Source organism: Erwinia psidii, from assembly GCF_003846135.1.
In the GTDB taxonomy this organism is placed as follows: domain Bacteria; phylum Pseudomonadota; class Gammaproteobacteria; order Enterobacterales; family Enterobacteriaceae; genus Erwinia; species Erwinia psidii.
Genome location: NZ_RHHM01000007.1, coordinates 1 through 17,671, shown reverse-complemented (window position 1 = coordinate 17,671; position 17,671 = coordinate 1). Strand labels below are relative to the sequence as shown.

At 49.3% G+C, this 17,671-nt stretch carries 19 protein-coding genes, 3 tRNA genes and 1 pseudogene; 13 read left to right on the top strand and 10 right to left on the bottom strand.

All coding sequences use genetic code 11. The features are described 5' to 3' along the window. Positions 1 to 7 precede the first annotated feature (7 nt). Genes rutF through rutA form a run of 6 tightly spaced genes read right to left on the bottom strand, consistent with a single transcriptional unit; the run spans position 8 to position 4,208 of the window. The gene (gene rutF / locus EB241_RS10010) at positions 8 to 535 is read right to left on the bottom strand and encodes an NADH-dependent FMN reductase RutF (RefSeq protein WP_124233040.1); all 528 of its coding nucleotides are present in this window, start codon (positions 533 to 535) and stop codon (positions 8 to 10) included. 10 nt (positions 536 to 545) lie between these two features. Then, positions 546 to 1,136, bottom strand: a complete 591-nt coding sequence (locus tag EB241_RS10005) for a malonic semialdehyde reductase (protein WP_124233039.1) — start codon at positions 1,134 to 1,136, stop codon at positions 546 to 548. Between the two features lie 20 nt (positions 1,137 to 1,156). Then, positions 1,157 to 1,945 (bottom strand): pyrimidine utilization protein D, encoded by a 789-nt coding sequence (rutD, locus tag EB241_RS10000; RefSeq protein WP_124233038.1) that lies wholly within the window; start codon positions 1,943 to 1,945, stop codon positions 1,157 to 1,159. 11 nt (positions 1,946 to 1,956) lie between these two features. Continuing rightward, on the bottom strand, positions 1,957 to 2,343 hold the full coding sequence (rutC, locus tag EB241_RS09995) for a pyrimidine utilization protein C (protein ID WP_124233037.1): 387 nt from the start codon (positions 2,341 to 2,343) through the stop codon (positions 1,957 to 1,959). A gap of 27 nt (positions 2,344 to 2,370) precedes the next feature. Beyond that, on the bottom strand, positions 2,371 to 3,117 hold the full coding sequence (rutB, locus tag EB241_RS09990; RefSeq protein WP_124233036.1) for a pyrimidine utilization protein B: 747 nt from the start codon (positions 3,115 to 3,117) through the stop codon (positions 2,371 to 2,373). After that, positions 3,117 to 4,208 carry a pyrimidine utilization protein A gene (rutA, locus tag EB241_RS09985; protein WP_124233035.1) on the bottom strand — a complete coding sequence of 364 codons (1,092 nt, stop codon included), beginning with the start codon at positions 4,206 to 4,208 and terminating at the stop codon, positions 3,117 to 3,119. Before rutA ends, rutB begins: the two co-directional genes overlap by 1 nt. A 277-nt stretch (positions 4,209 to 4,485) precedes the next feature. On the opposite strand from rutA, the gene rutR reads away from it, so the two are divergent. After that, the gene (rutR, locus tag EB241_RS09980) at positions 4,486 to 5,151 is read left to right on the top strand and encodes an HTH-type transcriptional regulator RutR (RefSeq protein ID WP_124233034.1); all 666 of its coding nucleotides are present in this window, start codon (positions 4,486 to 4,488) and stop codon (positions 5,149 to 5,151) included. Positions 5,152 to 5,192: 41 nt separating this feature from the next. Here rutR and cycA read toward each other — a convergent pair whose 3' ends face one another. After that, on the bottom strand, positions 5,193 to 6,590 hold the full coding sequence (gene cycA, locus EB241_RS09975; RefSeq protein ID WP_124233033.1) for a D-serine/D-alanine/glycine transporter: 1,398 nt from the start codon (positions 6,588 to 6,590) through the stop codon (positions 5,193 to 5,195). Between the two features lie 553 nt (positions 6,591 to 7,143). Continuing rightward, positions 7,144 to 7,815, bottom strand: coding sequence for a DUF4396 domain-containing protein (locus tag EB241_RS09970; protein ID WP_124233032.1), 672 nt, complete (start codon positions 7,813 to 7,815; stop codon positions 7,144 to 7,146). 272 nt (positions 7,816 to 8,087) lie between these two features. On the opposite strand from EB241_RS09970, the gene EB241_RS09965 reads away from it, so the two are divergent. Both EB241_RS09965 and EB241_RS09960 read left to right on the top strand, forming a co-directional pair. Beyond that, positions 8,088 to 8,300, top strand: a complete 213-nt coding sequence (locus EB241_RS09965) for a hypothetical protein (protein ID WP_124233031.1) — start codon at positions 8,088 to 8,090, stop codon at positions 8,298 to 8,300. A 362-nt stretch (positions 8,301 to 8,662) separates the two neighbouring features. After that, positions 8,663 to 8,869: a hypothetical protein gene (locus tag EB241_RS09960; RefSeq protein ID WP_233592583.1), complete on the top strand. Its 207-nt coding sequence runs from the start codon at positions 8,663 to 8,665 to the stop codon at positions 8,867 to 8,869. Positions 8,870 to 8,972: 103 nt separating this feature from the next. Here the strand turns inward: EB241_RS09960 and EB241_RS09955 are convergent, their stop codons facing one another. After that, on the bottom strand, positions 8,973 to 9,581 hold the full coding sequence (locus EB241_RS09955; protein ID WP_407644266.1) for a DUF4225 domain-containing protein: 609 nt from the start codon (positions 9,579 to 9,581) through the stop codon (positions 8,973 to 8,975). Between the two features lie 604 nt (positions 9,582 to 10,185). Here EB241_RS09955 and EB241_RS21970 point away from each other — a divergent pair. Continuing rightward, positions 10,186 to 10,387 (top strand): annotated as a pseudogene (locus EB241_RS21970) (hypothetical protein); the annotation flags it as partial. Positions 10,388 to 11,761: 1,374 nt separating this feature from the next. Then, positions 11,762 to 12,391: an autoinducer synthase gene (locus tag EB241_RS09945; RefSeq protein WP_124233030.1), complete on the top strand. Its 630-nt coding sequence runs from the start codon at positions 11,762 to 11,764 to the stop codon at positions 12,389 to 12,391. Between the two features lie 153 nt (positions 12,392 to 12,544). Here EB241_RS09945 and EB241_RS09940 read toward each other — a convergent pair whose 3' ends face one another. Then, the gene (locus EB241_RS09940; RefSeq protein ID WP_124233029.1) at positions 12,545 to 12,769 is read right to left on the bottom strand and encodes a DUF2594 family protein; all 225 of its coding nucleotides are present in this window, start codon (positions 12,767 to 12,769) and stop codon (positions 12,545 to 12,547) included. 224 nt (positions 12,770 to 12,993) lie between these two features. On the opposite strand from EB241_RS09940, the gene uvrY reads away from it, so the two are divergent. From uvrY to EB241_RS09895, 8 genes are all read left to right on the top strand, one after another. Then, entirely contained in the window at positions 12,994 to 13,644 is a 651-nt protein-coding gene (gene uvrY / locus EB241_RS09935) for a UvrY/SirA/GacA family response regulator transcription factor (RefSeq protein WP_124233028.1), read from the top strand. Then, a complete protein-coding gene (gene uvrC / locus EB241_RS09930; RefSeq protein WP_124233027.1) occupies positions 13,637 to 15,469 on the top strand; it encodes an excinuclease ABC subunit UvrC in 1,833 nt (610 codons plus the stop codon). The genes uvrY and uvrC overlap by 8 nt, the downstream gene beginning before the upstream one ends. Before the next feature lie 71 nt (positions 15,470 to 15,540). Then, positions 15,541 to 16,089 carry a CDP-diacylglycerol--glycerol-3-phosphate 3-phosphatidyltransferase gene (gene pgsA, locus EB241_RS09925; RefSeq protein ID WP_124233026.1) on the top strand — a complete coding sequence of 183 codons (549 nt, stop codon included), beginning with the start codon at positions 15,541 to 15,543 and terminating at the stop codon, positions 16,087 to 16,089. 153 nt (positions 16,090 to 16,242) lie between these two features. After that, a tRNA-Gly gene (locus EB241_RS09920) sits at positions 16,243 to 16,318 on the top strand. Between the two features lie 42 nt (positions 16,319 to 16,360). Further along, positions 16,361 to 16,434: transfer RNA gene (locus tag EB241_RS09915), tRNA-Cys, on the top strand. 12 nt (positions 16,435 to 16,446) lie between these two features. Beyond that, positions 16,447 to 16,533 (top strand) — tRNA-Leu (locus EB241_RS09910). Positions 16,534 to 16,971: 438 nt separating this feature from the next. Next, positions 16,972 to 17,364, top strand: a complete 393-nt coding sequence (locus tag EB241_RS09900) for a hypothetical protein (protein WP_124233025.1) — start codon at positions 16,972 to 16,974, stop codon at positions 17,362 to 17,364. Continuing rightward, positions 17,345 to 17,653, top strand: a complete 309-nt coding sequence (locus EB241_RS09895; protein ID WP_124233024.1) for a hypothetical protein — start codon at positions 17,345 to 17,347, stop codon at positions 17,651 to 17,653. Before EB241_RS09900 ends, EB241_RS09895 begins: the two co-directional genes overlap by 20 nt. Positions 17,654 to 17,671: the final 18 nt, after the last annotated feature.

The following is a 17,671-nucleotide window of genomic DNA, read 5'->3' as shown; positions in this document are numbered from 1 at the left end:
AGCGGTGTTATCTGGCTTCCTGCCGCATCAAATGGTGATAGCCGCGATCGAAATAGATCAAACCGTGGCGGGTAGTGTTACTGACGAGCGCCCGGACTTCGCAAACCAGAATATCGTGACTGCCGACGCTCATTACCTGGCTGACGCTGCAGTCAAACGAGGCGACCGCGCCGGTAAGTACCGGAGAACCGGTTAACAGTGTTGACCATTCAGCGGCGATAAATCGCTCTGCCATGGGGGTTTTGCCACCAAAAAGGACAGAGAGCGATTCATGGCCGGCTGCCAGCGTATTGACACACAACTGTTGATTGGTTTTGAACGTTTCCCAGACGGAAGCCGAGCGATTGAGACAAACCAACAACGTGGGTGGCGTATCGGTTACGCTGCACACCGCCGACGCGGTGAACCCTGCCCGCCCCGCCGGACCGTCGGTGGTAATGATATTGACAGCGGCAGCCAGTTGCGCCATGGCATGGCGAAAATCCTGTTTTTCAACGCAGTTTACAACCGCGGCTTTCGGCAGTGGCAGCGACATTATTTTCTCCTTATACAAGTGTGCAGGCCGCAGTAAATTCCAGCCTCGGCAGACGGTCATATACCTTGTCATGATCGCCATAACCGATGTTTATCAGCAGATTACTTTTCCATCCGTTATCAGCAAAAAAAGCGGTATCCACCGCCGCGCGGTCAAAACCGGACATCGGGCCGGTGTCCAGTCCCATCGCCCGGCAGGCGCTGATAAGATAAGCCGCCTGCATTGAGCTGTTACGAAATGCGGTCTCTTCTGCCAGCGCCGCGCTGCTGGTAAACCAGTCTTTTGCATCCGCGTGGGGGAACAGCTCCGGTAGCCGGTCATAAAACGCGGGGTCCCACGCCACAATTGCTGTAACGGGAGCAGCGAGGGTTTTCGCCAGATTGCCGCTGGAAAGGGTGGGCTGCAGTTTTTCTTTGCCCACAACACTGCGCACAAAACAGAAACGTGCCGGGCTGCAATTGGCCGACGTTGGTCCCATTTTCACCAGATTGTAGAGTGCATGGATCTGTTCGTCAGTCACCGGACGATCCTGCCAGCCATTGTGAGTACGGGCGGCGGTAAACAAGGTTTCAAGAGCTTGTGTATTCAGTGCTTCAGCCATAATGGCTCCGGTTCAGCAGGTTAAGAGGTGGTCACTGGTGAGTTCAGCCAGTTGAGTAACAATCGGTTAAAGCCAGCACTGTCAGTCACGCTCATTGCATGGCCGCCCCAGGCCATTTTCAGCAAAGTTGACCGGGGCAGGGCCGCAGAGAGGGTTTCAGAGCAGGTACAGGGCACCAGTAAATCATCCTGCGAACAGATCACCAGCGCTGGTTGGGTGATGAGCTTTGCCTTTTCGGTGAAATCACAGTTCATCAGTGCGTTAAGACGGTGTAGCAGATTCTCCACGCCCTGAAAGTGGGCGGTGTGCAGGGCATCTTCTGCTTCAATCCTTTCCTGGTTCTCCGCCAGCCAGTCAGCCGGGTACAGGAACAGCGGTTGGGCCTGTACCCAGGCTTCAACGCCGACATTCATCAGCAGCTGCTGACGGACTGAAAAACAGCGGCGGGTGTGCGGATTAAGACGTAACCAGCCATTGACGATAGCCAGCCGGGTAACCCGTTGTGGATAATCCAGCGCCATCTGCATAGCCACCATGCCGCCCAGCGCATGTCCAATCACCTCATACTGTTCAACGTCATGTCTTGCCAGGGCAGCTGCCAGCTCGGCAGCCATATCCGTCATGCTGTAGCCTTCCGGCAGCTGGTCGGGATTACCGCCTGTTCCGCGATGGTCATACACCACCACGCGATACTGACTGCGTAACGCATTCAGCTGGGGCAGCCAGAAATTGCCCGAGCCGCCCAGTCCGGCGGACAGGACCAGTGTTCTGGCACCGGGATGCTGTAAACCCGACAGTTCAATATGCATACCCGTCTCCGTTACTTGCCGATATGGGCGACAGTGGCAATTTCCACCAGCGCATCCTGTTTTACCAGGCCGCACTGTATGCAAAAGCGGGCCGGTTTCTCTCCGGGGAAATAGTCGGCGTAGACCGCATTAATGGCGGCGTAGTGACTCCAGTCAGTGATAAAAATCGAATTAAAGGTCACATCATCCATGGTGCCACCGGCGGTTTCGATAACGCGTTTGATGGTCTCCAAAACGTGACGTGTCTGTGCGGCGGCATCGCCTACGTGTACCACGTTATTGTCTTTATCAAACGGCAATGTGCCGGAGACATAAACCACGCCATCAGCCAGCGTACCGGGCACGAAAGGCGCGATAGGAACGCCGGAGCCCGGAGGGGTAATGATCGTCTTGGGCATGAGTTATCTCCTGTCAGTAAGCAATATTTATGCTGTCTGGCATTGTGCCGGACTTTTATTTTTCAGGGTGGCGCAAAAAGTATTCACATCCGATACCCAGCCAAAGAAGGTTTCAATGTTGAAAATCGCTGCCTGCTGGGCAAAAGGTGGGCCGGCCTGGTAGGTTGCGTCTTCCAGCACGATGCCGAAATATTCGAGGAAAAAGCCATCACGCAGGGTGGATTCAACGCAGACGTTGGTGGCAATACCGGTAAAAATCAGATGGCGAATACCACGGCTACGCAACATGCTGTCCAGCGGCGTGTTGAAGAAGCCACTGTAGCGTGGTTTTGGTAGCACAATATCCTCCGGCTCAGGCTGTAGCTGGTCCACCAGGTGGTAATCCCAACCGCCTTTGGAAAGCAGTTTTCCCTGCAGTTCTGGTCTGGCACGCATCGTTTTCAGCGCGTTTGATTTATGCCAGTTGGGCGAGCCTGGGCCACCGGCTTCAACATAGTGGCTGTCCCAGCCATTCTGAAACCAGATAATCTGTATGCCCGCCTCCCGTGCTGCCCTGACGGCAATATTGATTTTATCGATCACCGGCCGGGTGGCTGACACATCAAACCCCGCCAGATCAAGATAGCCTCCGATACTGGCATAGGCGTTTTGCATATCCACCACAATCAGCGCGGTTTGATCGGGGGGAAAAGCGATCGCTTCCGGTCGTGCCGGCAGTTGCAGACTGTTTTTAACTGAAGCCGTGGTGCACACGACAGGCGTTTTACTGCTCATCAGGCCACCTCCTTTGCCGCTTCAATGATATTGATGCGGCATGTCATCAGTGGCTGGATACGCTCGCCAAAATTCTCAATTCCCTGCAGGAAGTCATCAAAGGTCAGTAACACGCCATGCGTGCCTTCAACCGTGGCCACCTCATCCAGCATCCGGGCCACACTGGCGTAGGATCCAACCAGTGTGCCCATGTTGATATTGACTGCCGAAGTGGGATCGGCCATCTGTCGTACATTGGTGTCGCTACCGGAACGGGTATCCTGTTGGCTTTGCGTGGTGAGCCAGGCCAGCGCTTCTTCATCTGCGCCGGCTTTGTAGTGCTCCCATTTGGCCCGTGCGGCCTCGTCCGTTTCATCGGCGATGATCATAAACAGGACATAGGAACCTACGTCACGTCCGACCTTTTCAGCGGCGCTTTTCATGCGTGCAGCGGTTGGGGCGAAGGCGGTTGGGGTGTTGACGCCCTTGCCAAAACAGAAGTTGTAATCGGCATGTTTTGCTGAGAAAGCCATTCCTGCGTCACTCTGTCCGGCGCAGATCACTTTCATCGGTTTTTGCGGTTGGGGGCTAAGACGGCAGTCATTCATGGTGAAGAACTCACCCTTCAGATCGGATTTGCCGTTGCCCCACAGATCGCGCAGTACGGTAACGTACTCGGTCAGATAGTCGTAGCGACGGGAAAAATAGTCATCTCCGGGCCACATACCCATCTGATCGTATTCCGGTTTTTGCCAGCCTGTCACCAGATTGACGCCAAAGCGACCGCCGGAAATGGAATCCACCGTTGAGGCCATCCGCGCCACGATGGCCGGTGGCAGGGTGAGGGTGGCCGCTGTGGCATAGATTTCAATGCGGGAGGTGACGGCGGCCAGACCAGCCATCAGGGTAAATGATTCCAGATTGTGGTCCCAGAATTCTGTTTTGCCGCCAAAACCACGCAACTTGATCATTGAAAGGGCAAAATCGAAATGATAGTGCTCAGCCTTCATGACAATAGCTTTGTTCAGCTCAAAAGTGGGCAGGTATTGCGGCGCGTGAGTCGAAATCAGCCAGCCGTTGTTACCAATCGGGATAAATACGCCAATTTTCATATCAGGACCTTATTGGAAGTCAGGGTTATCTTTCCCGCGCTGCGATGCATCCTGCTATTCCTTTGAGGCGGCGCTCACTGTTGCCTGTGCAAGGCCTGTGCCAGACTGAATAAAGTTATTAATATTCAGGTTGTTAAGTTATTGTGTTTATAATTTTGTTGAGTAAAGGGTCCAAAATGGACCATTTGGTAAAAAATTGTGCACAATAAGCAGGCAATCATGGTCAATTAAAGTGCACAGGCCGACCCCGCAAGGTTCAATATATTGCCTGTCCCACATGGACTCTGGAGTCATGGTGAATTCATCAAAGATCCCGTCAACAATGCCAACCCGACGTTCAAAGGCGGTTGCCGCGAAAAGAACGGCCATTCTGACTGCGGCGCTGGAGCTGTTCTCCCTTTACGGCTTTCACGGCACCCGTCTTGATAACGTTGCCGAGGGGGCCGATGTATCAAAAACGAACCTGCTTTATTACTTTCCGTCAAAAGAAGCGCTGTATATTGCGGTGCTTAAAGATATTCTGGATATCTGGCTGGCACCTCTGCGGGCGCTACGTAGCGATCAGCAACCGCTGGAAGCCATTCGCAACTATATTCGTCTTAAGCTTGTGGTCTCGCGCGATCATCCGCAGGCGTCAAGATTGTTCTGCATGGAAATGCTGCAAGGTGCCCCGTTGCTGAAAGGGGAACTGGAAGGTGGGCTTCGTGAGCTGGTTGACGAGAAATCGGCCGTTATTGAAGCCTGGATTGCCGGGGGAAAGCTGGTAGCGGTCGAACCTCACCATCTGATCTTTATGCTATGGGCCACCACCCAGCACTATGCTGATTTTGCCAGCCAGGTTGAAGCGATTACCGGCCAGACCCTCAGCGACCCGTCGTTCTTTCAACAGACAGTGGAAAACGTTGAGCGCATGGTGATTGAGGGGATCCGTGTACGCAATTAATCATCGGAAGAAAAACGGGCCGTCAAGGCCCGTTAATGCAGTTATCCGTTGGCTTTTCGCTGGCGAAGAAACCAGCCGATGCCCAGCATAACAAACCACAAGGGGGTGACCATCAGTGCCTGACGGGTATCCTCCTGAAGCGAGAGCAGGACCAGCACGAAGGCAAAGAAGGCGATGCAGACCCAGCACATCACTTTACCCAGCGGCATTTTATACTGGGACGCCTGATGCAACTGTGGATGTTTCCTGCGGTAGGCCAGATAAGAGCAGACGATGATTGTCCAGACAAACATAAACAGGATTGCAGAAACGGTGGTCACCAGGGTAAACACTTTCATCACGTTCGGGATGAGATAAATCAGTGCGACGCCGCCCAGCAGGCAAAAACAGGAGAAAAACAGGCCGGTGGTGGGTACAGCGCGACGGGAAAGCAGGCCGAAACGGCGATGAGCGACACCTTGCTGTGCCATGCCATATAACATTCGGCTGGTGGAAAAAATCCCGCTGTTGGCTGAAGATGCCGCCGAGGTCAGCACCACAAAATTGACGATGCTGGCAGCAGCAGGCAGTCCTATCAACACAAACATTTCCACAAACGGACTGCGATCTGCCACAACCTGATCCCACGGCGTCACCGCCATAATCACCAACAGTGCGAAGACATAAAACATAATGATGCGCAGTGGAATGGCGTTAATGGCACGCGGCAGAACTTTTCGGGGATCGTGGGTTTCCGCTGCCGTTGTACCAACCAGCTCGATCCCGACAAAGGCGAATACCGCAATCTGGAATCCGGCAAAAAAACCACTCAGGCCTTTTGGAAACATTCCGCCATGACTCCAGATATTACTGACCGATGCCACACCGCCGCCGGTTGAGGGGTAGTGCATGGCAATCAGCACAATACCTGTTGCGATCAACGTGATAATAGCGACGATTTTGATGATGGCAAACCAGAACTCCATCTCTCCAAACAGTTTAACCGTGGCAACATTCAGCGTCAGGAATACCACGATACAGAGCAAGGCGCTCATCCAGATGGAAAAGTCCGGGAACCATAACTGGAAATAGGAGCTAATTGCCACCACATCGGCAATACCGGTCACCACCCAGCAGAACCAGTACGTCCAGCCGGTAAAATAGCCTGCCCAGGGACCTAACAGGTCGGCGGCAAAGTCACTGAATGATTTGTATTCAAGATTGGACAGCAGCAACTCGCCCATCGCCCGCATGACAAAAAACAGCATAAAACCAATAATCATATAAACAAAAATGATTGAAGGACCTGCCAGACTGATGGTTTTACCCGACCCCATGAACAGCCCTGTGCCGATGGCACCGCCTATGGCAATAAGCTGGATATGTCGGTTGTGCAGGTTACGGCGTAGTTCGCCAGGTGCTTCATTAACAGGCGGAATTTTATTTGATTGGTCAACCATAGCGGGATTCTTGTCCTTAAAATGATGTTGTGTCAGCTCTGGAGGCTGTTATTTAAAATCTCGTTTAACAAAAATTTGCAGGCATAAGATAGTGTAAACAGAGGCTAAACAGCCAACGCTTTTTCAACTGAGTGGGCGATATCTGCATCAGTTGTGCAAAAATAAGACTAAATTTTCTTTTTTTTTGTCACATATCTGATGAATGGCATGGTAAATCCGCAATGCGGGTATGAATGAAGGTAACTGTTATATTGCTTATTATTCCGCTGGCAATTTCACAGGCTGCTTTACGGTTAACCTTATTTTTAACACGCATTAGCCACGCCAGCCGAAAATTGAACGTCATGCTGAAGGTAAATAGCGCTGGACATGCCACGGTGAATGTAATGTGCCGGATTATGGCCGGACAATCGTGGGCTTGCCATATTGAATGGAGAGGACACATCTGGTCTCAGGTAGACTGATTGCCTGGTTACGCTGGTTTTTCACGGGGACTGCACGACAACGGCGATCTGACAAATTATTTCCATCTGTGAATCTATGACGTCAGGATTTAACGCTGAAAGGTGAATTTAATTCCACGCTGCAACAGGAATTTATTCGCCGGCCATGCAAAGGCGAAGCCGGTCAATAACGCCAGCTGCATCATAAACCAGAAATGTATTACCAGCGGCTCAATCTGATTGTTAAGAATAAAATGCAACGCCAGTGCCATATATAAAAACATGCCGGCCTGATAAATCATCAGAGAAAAAATATCGCTTTTAATGGCCTGCCAGACGGCACGAAAAAAAGTCATTCCTGCCATCTGCCTTACGGCGAGATACTGAAATAATATGCCAAAGATTAATGATAATCCGAGGGAGAGAATGGCATGTGTCGCCAGAGTTGCGTGAACAGAAAGCGATTTGGTCAGTGAAATAATCGGCACCGCGATAATATCGCCAAGTACACAACCTGCCGCACAATGACTGGTTGAAGAAAAAAGCTGTTTAAAGCCAGGGGTACGGTTTTTGGGCAGGGGATGCAGGGGGAGAACAGCCCGGCTTTTACGGCCCAGATACCACCATGCCAGCCAGCCAATAAAGGGCATATACAATCCCGTAAGCGGCCACACCAGATTCATAATCTTTATGGGCTGAGGGTGTTGAATGAGGTCTTTTGCAATCATGATTGCGGTGCAGATGCCCAGTAAAATGAACAGTATCGCCAGTCTGTCTAACATCACGCTTTCCTTATCAGGATAATAAGCTAATGGTGAGATGGGGGGATTTGTCGCTGACATTGGTTAATCAGATTATGTATCAGATGAAGTAAATTACCAGCGTCCGTTAGTGAGAATGTCTCTTAGGCATATGCTCCTGATAATGGACCAGGTGACGGCCATTATCAAAATACCGTTCTCATCCGGCACTGCTTTCTTTCAGTACTGATGCACCGGCAGGCCCGCTGTATGCTCTCCAGCCGGGCAACACGCTGACCGATGAGCAGAAAACCATGCTGCTGTCGGTCACCGCATTACCAGGAAAGCGTTATTCTGTTGCGCAGTTACTGCCCGATGCGCCAGCCGGCATTATTTTATCGTACCGCCGCAGAGGATTGGCCGGCGCGTCGCTGGCAGGGCTTCAGACAGAAATCCTCGGTCGTCTGGAAAAGCCGGTGCCGACCCGCAGGGAGTGGGACACCGCAGCTGCTTTGTGGTGCATCTGATCGACAGCGGAAACAGAACGCTGATAGTTTGCTCGTCGTCATCGGCCACACCTGATGGCTGGGAGAACCGGAATTGGGTGGAATATCTGCCTGCCGGATACCGCCGTTATACTCTGAGTTCTGAAGAAAACTGACCGTGGGGCAGTGTGTTATTAGCCTGTGAGTTATTCAGGTAGCGCGGTTTGCTGGCTGGATAATCCCGCAGGGTACGGGCGGCAAAGCGCCCGCGAGAAGCGGGTTTTTACCACGAATAAAAGGGGGTTTATCGAGGTGGATGCGTTGGTTAAGTGATGTTGTTAGGGGTGATTTACTGCAAAATTTCTGTCATATCTTTGCAGATATTACTTTAAGGGATGAAAGAGATGAACGTCAGTGAAGAGAGATTACTGCAATCCGGTTTTAGCCAGGAAGACCCCGGCAAAATAAAAATCAATATTGATAGCTACGGCGGAACGCTGGACGAAGCTATACAAGAGCTGGCGACCAAATTCAGGGTTCTGATTTGGATTTCATCGGCATGCATGCTTGTTTTTATCTTTCTTCTTTTGTTTGTTTCGGAACCCAAATAGTCGGTGGTGGTCTGTCATTATTCATTGCTATTTTGATTATAACGTTTATACAACCGCCAGTATTGGTATGAAAATCATGGAGATACTGGTAAATGAATCGTGTTTAGTCTGAAATTGTTTCCATATTCAGGAAATCAAATATGACTTTTGCTTTCACACCATAACCCACTATTTTCATCGTTAATTTAGGGCGGCTCATCGTATCTACCTTACGAAAATAGTCACGTGGCAACCATTTGAATAAGCACCATGCGCCCGGTTTTGTTGCAAGACCAAACATGCTGTAAACGCTGGCGCTTAAGGTCATGACATTATAAAAGGCTAAACCTGCTTGAGGCGTGAAGCCCATGAATTTCGCGAGTTCTGTCGCACCATCAGCAAAGATCCCCCCGGTCTTATTCTCTTCGCCATATCTACGGGGAATCATTTCTTTTGAAAGTCCATTAACCCCATTAATAACAAGAATAGCCCTTGCAAGTATTCCTGGAGGTGTCATCGGGCACCTCCGATAACGGAAATCCTGGATGCCACGATGTGGACGGCAGGGATAACGTAGCCAACAATCTTGTTGTTTTCTTTGATAAATTCGACCTTCGCGTAAAGCTATGCTGTTTTCATTCGCAGCATCCGGCTCTGCTTGTAGCGCCGAGATGCAGGCGATACACTCCTCGTCTGATTTGGCTTTGCGGGTAGGCGCAATCTGTTGATCCATAACCTCTTTTATTTTCTGGCAAAATTTAATGCGCGTCAGGCCGTCATTCAGATGATAAGGACGCAAGCTGATTGGCCAGATTTATCAGCCTGCGTGCTTCCATATTGACCATTGTTTCTGTCCAGGCTTTATTTGACTGCATCATTGACAGCAATGCCGAATCCATAGCGTTTTCTCCGTTTTTTAAAATAAAGAAGGGGTATTTTTTCCAGCGGGCCGGGCTTAATATCCTGCTGTCAATCCTGTTTTTGACCATACTTTAAATCTGCAATCTGGTGAATATATCATCACCCGCGGAGAAAATTGCAGTGAGAGCAGACTCCTCTGAGAACAGGTCATTCTGGTAGTGGGTTAATCGGATAGCTTACTTTATTAGCTTTATAATAGTGGCTTTGTATTTTTCAGCGTCTTCGATTTGGGGGACGTATGCCGTCACGTCACATTGACGGGTCATTTTGCGGTTTTATCTTTGAGCGCTATCATGCGCCACCGCTCTGTGTGCCAGTTGTTCTGTTAATTCTTTCATATCACCGGTCAGCGTTCTTTTTTACCCCGTCACACCCGTCCTGAAAATAGCGCCGTAAACCCCACAACGGATCTTTCTGTGCGCTGCCCTTTTGAACCTGCCCCTCAAATTAGCCATCACATCATTTACAGTCAGGCCGGTTCCTTCGGTAAGGCGGTTACCGGACTCATTATGAACAGCGTGGATGCCGGGGAGAAACAGGTGAACATTGAGATTGCCTCTGAGGGTTTTACCTGCCGCAACAATGGTGGGCTTTGCATCATTCGACGATGTGAAGCGTTTGGAGAGATAGCTGGCGCGTTGTCAGACCATCAGGACGGGCATCGTAAAACGTCGCTGATGCTACTGACCAGTGAGATGTGGCGTCCGTTTTATTATGTGCAGTGCCATGCATCATCCTCTGCTGCACTGGAAGGATAGCGATTATTTCCGGCAAGACCTCCTGCTGCTACTGGGTTTCACTGATTACCGCCGTCACCAGGCGCTAATCACTCAAAACCGCCGTCTGGAGCGGTATTTGCGGTAACGTTCATCTGCCGGACCAGCCTGGAGATAATTAAAAACTCAGTTGCTAATTCATTAATGTTAACTAATGTATATAAAGACAAATTAAAAATTTAACATCAGGAAAAATAATATTTTATGTTTGGTCAGTCGGCCCCCATCTTTTAAATGGCTGATTAACAGGAAAGCCAATGTTAAATTTCATGGATACCCTCAGCGAAGTTTTTCTCTAATGCATTGAATTATATATAAAGTAAATCCCAGTTTTCCACTGTATTACATCGCAGGGACCCAGTTTATACTGCCATTTTTGATAAAAAGAAATCTCACCTTCAGTACTGTCTGTGCCTGTTTTTCGTGATGTCCTTTTTACTGTGAATATATTTTAGTTGATGTGATAAGTGTTTTTTTTCAGTTAGTTAGAGACGGTCCTCGTGAGCAGAAGAGGGGGGCTTGTATTTCTGCCCTCTGAGCTTTTAAGCGGCTACAAATAGTTATTGACGACCATGCTTCGCAAAAAACCGTTAACACCTGGCAAAAGTAATCGGTTCCATGTGCCCCGTCTGTCAAACAGTGCCCGTTACGGCACGGCTATGGTGGATGGATTATGCTGCTGTCAGGAAAGGATTTCCGGCTATACGCAGTAAAAAGTCCGGCGTGCGCTATGGATTTTCGTGTTATGGGATAGTGAAAAACCGGACCATTAGCGTATTATCTGTAGTGCCAGGTAATGTCAGTTGGCAATATGCTATTTATGCAGAAAGGCATCCTGAATTACACTATTTTTCGGACCTTATTGACGAGGTGTCAGGACTTCTGGAAAAAATTTACATGTTGGTGATTAATATGCATTTGAGCCAGCGTGAAACCAAATTTTTCAAATGGCCTGCTGGGGGTGAATATTTTCTGAGACATTGCTGAACTGCTCTTTTCCAGTACATACGACAGATTTTCACCCAATAGTACAACCAAAAGTTTTAGTATTTTTAACAGGACGCAGGTGGTTTTTTATGCGGTAGCAATCGGTTTGTTTTAGGTAAGTGACAACTACCGGATTTAGTGCTTTCAAATTGACAAGCGGTTGTTTGCCTTGCGGCAGGGCAGATAACCCCGAATGAATCAAAGGAATGCCCCCTGGAGAGAAATAATAATGAAAATTATCCAAACCAAGCTTAAGGACATGCCATCCTCTCTGCTGGCAGAATTGGGCAGCTATCGCTACAGCGTTTTTGCCCGTGGCGAAGGATGGCCTGTTCCGCCTCGTTTAAGTACTCCCGGGCAAGAATATGACCGTTTTGACCGTTCTGATGTTATCTGGCTGATTGCCTGGGATGTACTGAAAGGGATTTGCGGTTGTGCTCGTCTGATGCCATGGGAAGCACCGTCGGTGAATGGACTGGGTGAGGTGACAGCTCGCCCTGTGGTTGAGCCCCAGGGGGCGGCCTGGGAAATGTCGCGTTTTTCAGCCCGCCTTGATGTTGAGTCTGAGTTACCGCTGAGCATTCTCTGGCATAGTGTTCAACTGGCAGGGCAATCAGGCATTGACTTCCTTTACAGTGCAGCAACGCCAATGTTGGAACAGATGTTTACTCAACATCTTGTCGATTATCAACAGCTAACGGCGGGTATCATTCAGTCAGAAGAAAATCTGTTTGCGGTCAAAATACCGACGAATCAACCTCATCTTGCCAGCCGGTTCCGGGGGGTGCGCCGTTTCAGTCCTGAAGAAGTATTGCCCACTTTTGGGGTTTCTTCCACCTGGAACGGACGAGGGCGCTGAGCGCAGAACGGTAAAGCGTAGCGGGTCAACTCTCCGGCACCATGAGAGACTTTATGACCTTGTTGTATGGAAAGCCCGACGTTGCCATTACTCAGCAATAAAATGATAAGGTCATGCTAACGTCGGGCTGATGGGCGGTCAGCGCACAGAGAGTTACTGGCGATAGGCCTGCTTTATTTGACCAATGGTGCGGGCGAAAACGTCGGCCTGATGCCGATCGGTCAGCTGGGCAATATAATGTTCCATATTAATGATAACCTTGCCTGCGTCTGCCTGGCCCATTGCCTTAAGCATAAATGTAACCAGAGCCTTCATGCAGGCAATCTCTTCTGACAAATCCTGAGTTCCATTGCCGGTAGAAAAATCAGTATCACTCATTTGTTCCCCTTGGTTTGCGTTGATCGTTAATGCAGATATATTTTGGCAGGCAGTATATCACATATCATTCTGCGACCCATGGCACATCCTGAGGGCGCTGAACTGGGGTTTATCACGGTATTATGGCAATTTTTTCAGTTCTAACAGTGATGGAAAAGAGGTAAGATCACCTGTCTAAATACCATCATCAACGTCGCTGGTATTACCCTTTTGGAGAGACCTGTTTGATAAGCGTTCTTCTTGTTGATGACCATGAACTGGTGCGTGCAGGTATTCGCCGTATACTGGAAGACATCAAAGGTTTTCAGGTTGTCGGTGAAGCAAACTGCGGCGAAGAGGCGGTGAAATGGTGCCGGTCCAACCCCGTTAATGTGGTGTTGATGGATATGAATATGCCGGGAATTGGCGGCCTCGAAGCAACCCGCAAGATTGTGCGTTACAATCCCGGTATTAAAATCATTATGTTAACGATTCATACTGAAAATCCTCTTCCGGCACGTGTGATGCAGGCTGGCTATCTGAGTAAAGGTGCTGCACCACAGGAAGTCGTTAACGCTATTCGTCAGGTTAATGCCGGTCAGCGTTATATAGCCTCTGACATTGCACAACAGATGGCGCTGAGCCAGATTGAGCCGCAAAAAACGGATTCACCGTTTGACAGTTTGTCAGAACGCGAATTGCAAATTATGCTGATGATTACCAAGGGACAGAAAGTGGCGGATATTTCTGAACAGCTTAATCTGAGCCCAAAAACGGTGAACAGCTATCGTTACAGAATGTTCAGCAAACTTAATATCAGTGGCGATGTCGAGCTAACGCACCTTGCTATCCGACATGGCCTGTTCAACGCGGAGTCATTAATCAGTAGTGAATGAAGCTTTTGATGCCAAATCTTTTCTCAAATCTGTAACCAGTCAGCCTGGCGTTTATCGTATGTATGATGCCGACGGCACGGTTATCTACGTAGGCAAAGCAAAAGACCTTAAAAAGCGCCTTTCGAGTTATTTTCGTGGCAATCACAGCAGCCGTAAAACTGAAGCGCTGGTGGCAAGTATTTGTCAGATTGATGTCACGGTAACGCATTCTGAAACAGAGGCTCTGCTGCTTGAACACAATTACATAAAACTGTACCAGCCTCGCTACAACGTCCTGCTGCGTGATGATAAATCCTACCCTTATATTTTTCTCAGCGCTGATAAACATCCTCGCCTTGCCAGTCATCGCGGTGCCAAACATGCGAAGGGTGACTATTTCGGACCATTTCCAAATGGCTATGCGGTTCGGGAAACCCTGTCTTTGTTGCAGAAAATTTTCCCGGTACGTCAGTGTGAAAACAGCGTGTATCGCAATCGCTCACGGCCTTGTCTGCAATATCAGATTGGCCGCTGTCTTGGACCGTGCGTAAAAGGGTTGGTGAGTGAAGAAGAGTATGCACAGCAGATCGAATATGTTCGTCTGTTTCTCTCAGGTAAAGATGATCAGGTCCTGAAGCAGTTGGTCAGCCGGATGGAAGCAGCCAGCCAGTCATTAAAATTTGAAGAAGCAGCACGTCTTCGCGATCAGATTCAGGCCGTCAGAAGGGTAACGGAACGCCAGTTTGTTTCAAACAACGGTGACGATCTGGATGTTATCGGCGTGGCTTTCGACGCGGGTATAGCCTGCCTGCACGTTCTGTTTATCCGCCAGGGCAAAGTGTTAGGCAGCCGCAGTTATTTTCCCAAGGTCCCCGGAGGCACCGAATTGTCGGAAGTGGTACAGACTTTCGTTGGCCAGTTCTATTTACAGGGTAGCCAGGCGCGAACGTTACCCGGTGATATCCTGCTTGATTTCATCCTGCCTGAAAAAGATTTGCTGGCAGAATCGCTCACCGAAATGGTGGGACGCCGCGTCTCTATCCAGAGCAAACCGCGCGGTGACAGGGCCCGTTATCTGAAACTTGCCCGTACTAATGCCAGTACCGCCTTGCTCAGTCGCTTGTCGCAGCAGTCCACCATTCATCAGCGATTACAGGCGTTGGCGGAGTTGCTGGATCTTCCCGCGATAAACCGGATGGAATGTTTTGATATCAGCCACACGATGGGCGAACAGACGGTCGCTTCCTGTGTGGTATTCGATCATAACGGTCCGCTGCGTTCGGAATATCGTCGCTACAACATTGCCGGTATCACTCCCGGTGATGATTATGCGGCGATGCATCAGGTTTTGTGCCGACGTTACGGTAAGGAGCTGATCGACAGTAAGGTCCCTGATGTGATCCTGATTGATGGAGGAAAGGGGCAACTAGGGCAGGCAAAGCAGGTGTTTGCCGATCTTGATGTTAACTGGGATAAAGAACGGCCAGTGCTGTTAGGTGTGGCAAAAGGGACGGACCGGAAAGCCGGACTGGAAACTCTGTTTTTCGAACCGGAAGGCGAAGGGATTTCACTTCCCCCGGATTCCCCAGCCCTGCACGTAATTCAGCATATCCGTGATGACTCTCACAATCATGCAATAACGGGGCATCGTAATAAACGGGCTAAAGTGAAGAATACCAGTGCGCTCGAAGCGATTGAAGGAATTGGCCCCAAACGCAGGCAGATGCTGCTTAAATACATGGGAGGTTTGCAACCGCTTATCAATGCCTCTGTTGAGGAGATAGCGAAAGTTCCGGGGATCTCCAGATTTCTGGCGGAGAAAATCTTTTATTCGCTGAAACACTAAGCATTGCAACACCGTCTGCATTATAGGAACATAGGGACAAATTCTACTCTGCCCAGACAGTTAGCATAATTATGCATTTTAATATTCCAACGTTACTTACCCTGTTTCGTATTGTTTTGATTCCGTTCTTTGTACTGGCATTCTACTTGCCATTTCAATGGGGCCCGCTAGTTTGTGCGTTGATTTTTATTTTTGCCGCGGTCACTGATTGGTTCGATGGGTATCTGGCTCGCCGCTGGAAACAGACCACTCGTTTTGGGGCGTTCCTCGACCCTGTCGCAGACAAAGTGATGGTAGCGACAGCACTGGTATTGGTTGCTGAGTATTTCCACTCATGGTGGATCACCTTGCCGGCTGCCACGATGATTGCCCGTGAAATCATCATCTCTGCTTTACGTGAATGGATGGCAGAGATTGGAAAACGCAGTAGTGTGGCGGTGTCCTGGATTGGCAAGGTAAAAACCACCTCGCAAATGCTGGCTTTGTTTGCTCTGCTATGGCGACCAGACAGCGCCGTGGAAGGCATTGGCGTGATTGCTTTGTATATCGCAGCCGTGCTGACTTTCTGGTCAATGTTTCAGTATTTAAGTGCGGCCCGCAGCGATCTGTTTGAACGATGATCAATACGATTCAAAAAGCAGCAAACAGATGGAAAGTGAGGATAATTGTGTTGACTCATTTTTTCAGGTCAGTAGAATGCAACGCATCGAAAGCAACTGGTTTGCCAGAAGATAAAGAAAATCAGCATCTTCAGATGAGTTTGCTGACTTAAAGCGGGAATAGCTCAGTTGGTAGAGCACGACCTTGCCAAGGTCGGGGTCGCGAGTTCGAGTCTCGTTTCCCGCTCCAGATTTTTTCATCAGAACTGTACTGGTGAAGCAGTAATACTAAGGCGCGTTGGCAGAGTGGCCATGCAGCGGATTGCAAATCCGTGAACCTCGGTTCGACTCCGGGACGCGCCTCCACTTTACACCTATGCCCGGGTGGTGAAATCGGTAGACACAAGGGATTTAAAATCCCTCGGCTTTATGGCTGTGCGGGTTCAAGTCCCGCCCCGGGCACCACAGATTAAAATATATAAAAACAAGCAGTTATAAAGCAATGTGATGCCGCCGCAAGGCGGTTTTTTTATGCCTGAAATAAGCCCGCCTAACATCATTCCTAAGATGTTTTTTTGTGTTGCATATCTATTCGTTTTTTTGATTGCCCACGACGGGAATAGCTGGGTTTTCCTGTCATATCGGGCAGTCTGACTAATCGATTTGTGGCCTGAGATTGTCTGTTTCTCCTGCAAACTCCCCTTCAGATCAGATATACCCTTCGCTTAGCGGCAGCGTCTCGGACATCGCAATCACTGAACGCAGGCGGGGTGACCCGGCCTTTATCTTAATGCTCCGATCCGTTATGAGTTTAATTCGTCACAGAAATACATCTCAAATATTACTGGTGCGGAAATATGGATTTACGTAGGGCATTTTTTTCCTCCGACTCTCGCGCAGACTATGGATATACGAGTCATCGGCAGGACGGGATACAGCACGCCCACCACACTTGCTGGAATAGATGGGAATGCGCTTATCTCAATTCAGAACAGGAGTTCAACGTCATCAACTGTAACGTGGCACTCTCCCCGCAATGGTGCGATTTTAGACGTTGTTTATAGTCAACCGTATGACAGGGATACATATCTTTATGTAAAAATACCAGCATATTCGGGGGTTGGTTTTTTTCTGGAGACAAATGGTTTATTACGCAAAGATACAGGCGTGCCAACTTACGTGGGCTGGGATATGTCCACAGTTTCTGATATCAGCACAATCGCAACACAGGATGCCATTTCTACCTGCACAGTGGGCACATCATCAGCTGGAGTTGTTGCCGACGGAGCAAAATAATCAGCTTTATCTTTATTCAGCTTCAGATGTAATAGGGGCGCTGGACGTTTTAAAACTGGGTGTTAACGGCACTGTCTGCAATTTCCCTTACATGCGTTTCGGTGGCTGGAAAGTCCCCGTTTATTATTACTCCCTGCCCGCTGCCGCCGATAACTGGTGGACAATTTGTTTATGCCGTGCGTTGTCTTGTGCAAACGGCTCCACCTATAAAACACAGCTGATATTCAGTGACGGGGCTTACTGGCGCCCACTTGAAGAACCATCAACCTACCTGTCAGGATCTGCATAAATGAGTATTACAGTACAG

Coding starts and splice junctions, on each gene's coding strand:
- rutF (WP_124233040.1), bottom strand. CDS start 535: ATGTCGCTGCCACTGCCGAAAGCCGCGGTTGTAAACTGCGTTGAAAAA.
- EB241_RS10005 (WP_124233039.1), bottom strand. CDS start 1,136: ATGGCTGAAGCACTGAATACACAAGCTCTTGAAACCTTGTTTACCGCC.
- rutD (WP_124233038.1), bottom strand. CDS start 1,945: ATGCATATTGAACTGTCGGGTTTACAGCATCCCGGTGCCAGAACACTG.
- rutC (WP_124233037.1), bottom strand. CDS start 2,343: ATGCCCAAGACGATCATTACCCCTCCGGGCTCCGGCGTTCCTATCGCG.
- rutB (WP_124233036.1), bottom strand. CDS start 3,117: ATGAGCAGTAAAACGCCTGTCGTGTGCACCACGGCTTCAGTTAAAAAC.
- rutA (WP_124233035.1), bottom strand. CDS start 4,208: ATGAAAATTGGCGTATTTATCCCGATTGGTAACAACGGCTGGCTGATT.
- rutR (WP_124233034.1), top strand. CDS start 4,486: ATGGACTCTGGAGTCATGGTGAATTCATCAAAGATCCCGTCAACAATG.
- cycA (WP_124233033.1), bottom strand. CDS start 6,590: ATGGTTGACCAATCAAATAAAATTCCGCCTGTTAATGAAGCACCTGGC.
- EB241_RS09970 (WP_124233032.1), bottom strand. CDS start 7,815: ATGTTAGACAGACTGGCGATACTGTTCATTTTACTGGGCATCTGCACC.
- EB241_RS09965 (WP_124233031.1), top strand. CDS start 8,088: ATGCTGCTGTCGGTCACCGCATTACCAGGAAAGCGTTATTCTGTTGCG.
- EB241_RS09960 (WP_233592583.1), top strand. CDS start 8,663: ATGAACGTCAGTGAAGAGAGATTACTGCAATCCGGTTTTAGCCAGGAA.
- EB241_RS09955 (WP_407644266.1), bottom strand. CDS start 9,581: ATGGATCAACAGATTGCGCCTACCCGCAAAGCCAAATCAGACGAGGAG.
- EB241_RS09945 (WP_124233030.1), top strand. CDS start 11,762: ATGAAAATTATCCAAACCAAGCTTAAGGACATGCCATCCTCTCTGCTG.
- EB241_RS09940 (WP_124233029.1), bottom strand. CDS start 12,769: ATGAGTGATACTGATTTTTCTACCGGCAATGGAACTCAGGATTTGTCA.
- pgsA (WP_124233026.1), top strand. CDS start 15,541: ATGCATTTTAATATTCCAACGTTACTTACCCTGTTTCGTATTGTTTTG.
- EB241_RS09900 (WP_124233025.1), top strand. CDS start 16,972: ATGGATATACGAGTCATCGGCAGGACGGGATACAGCACGCCCACCACA.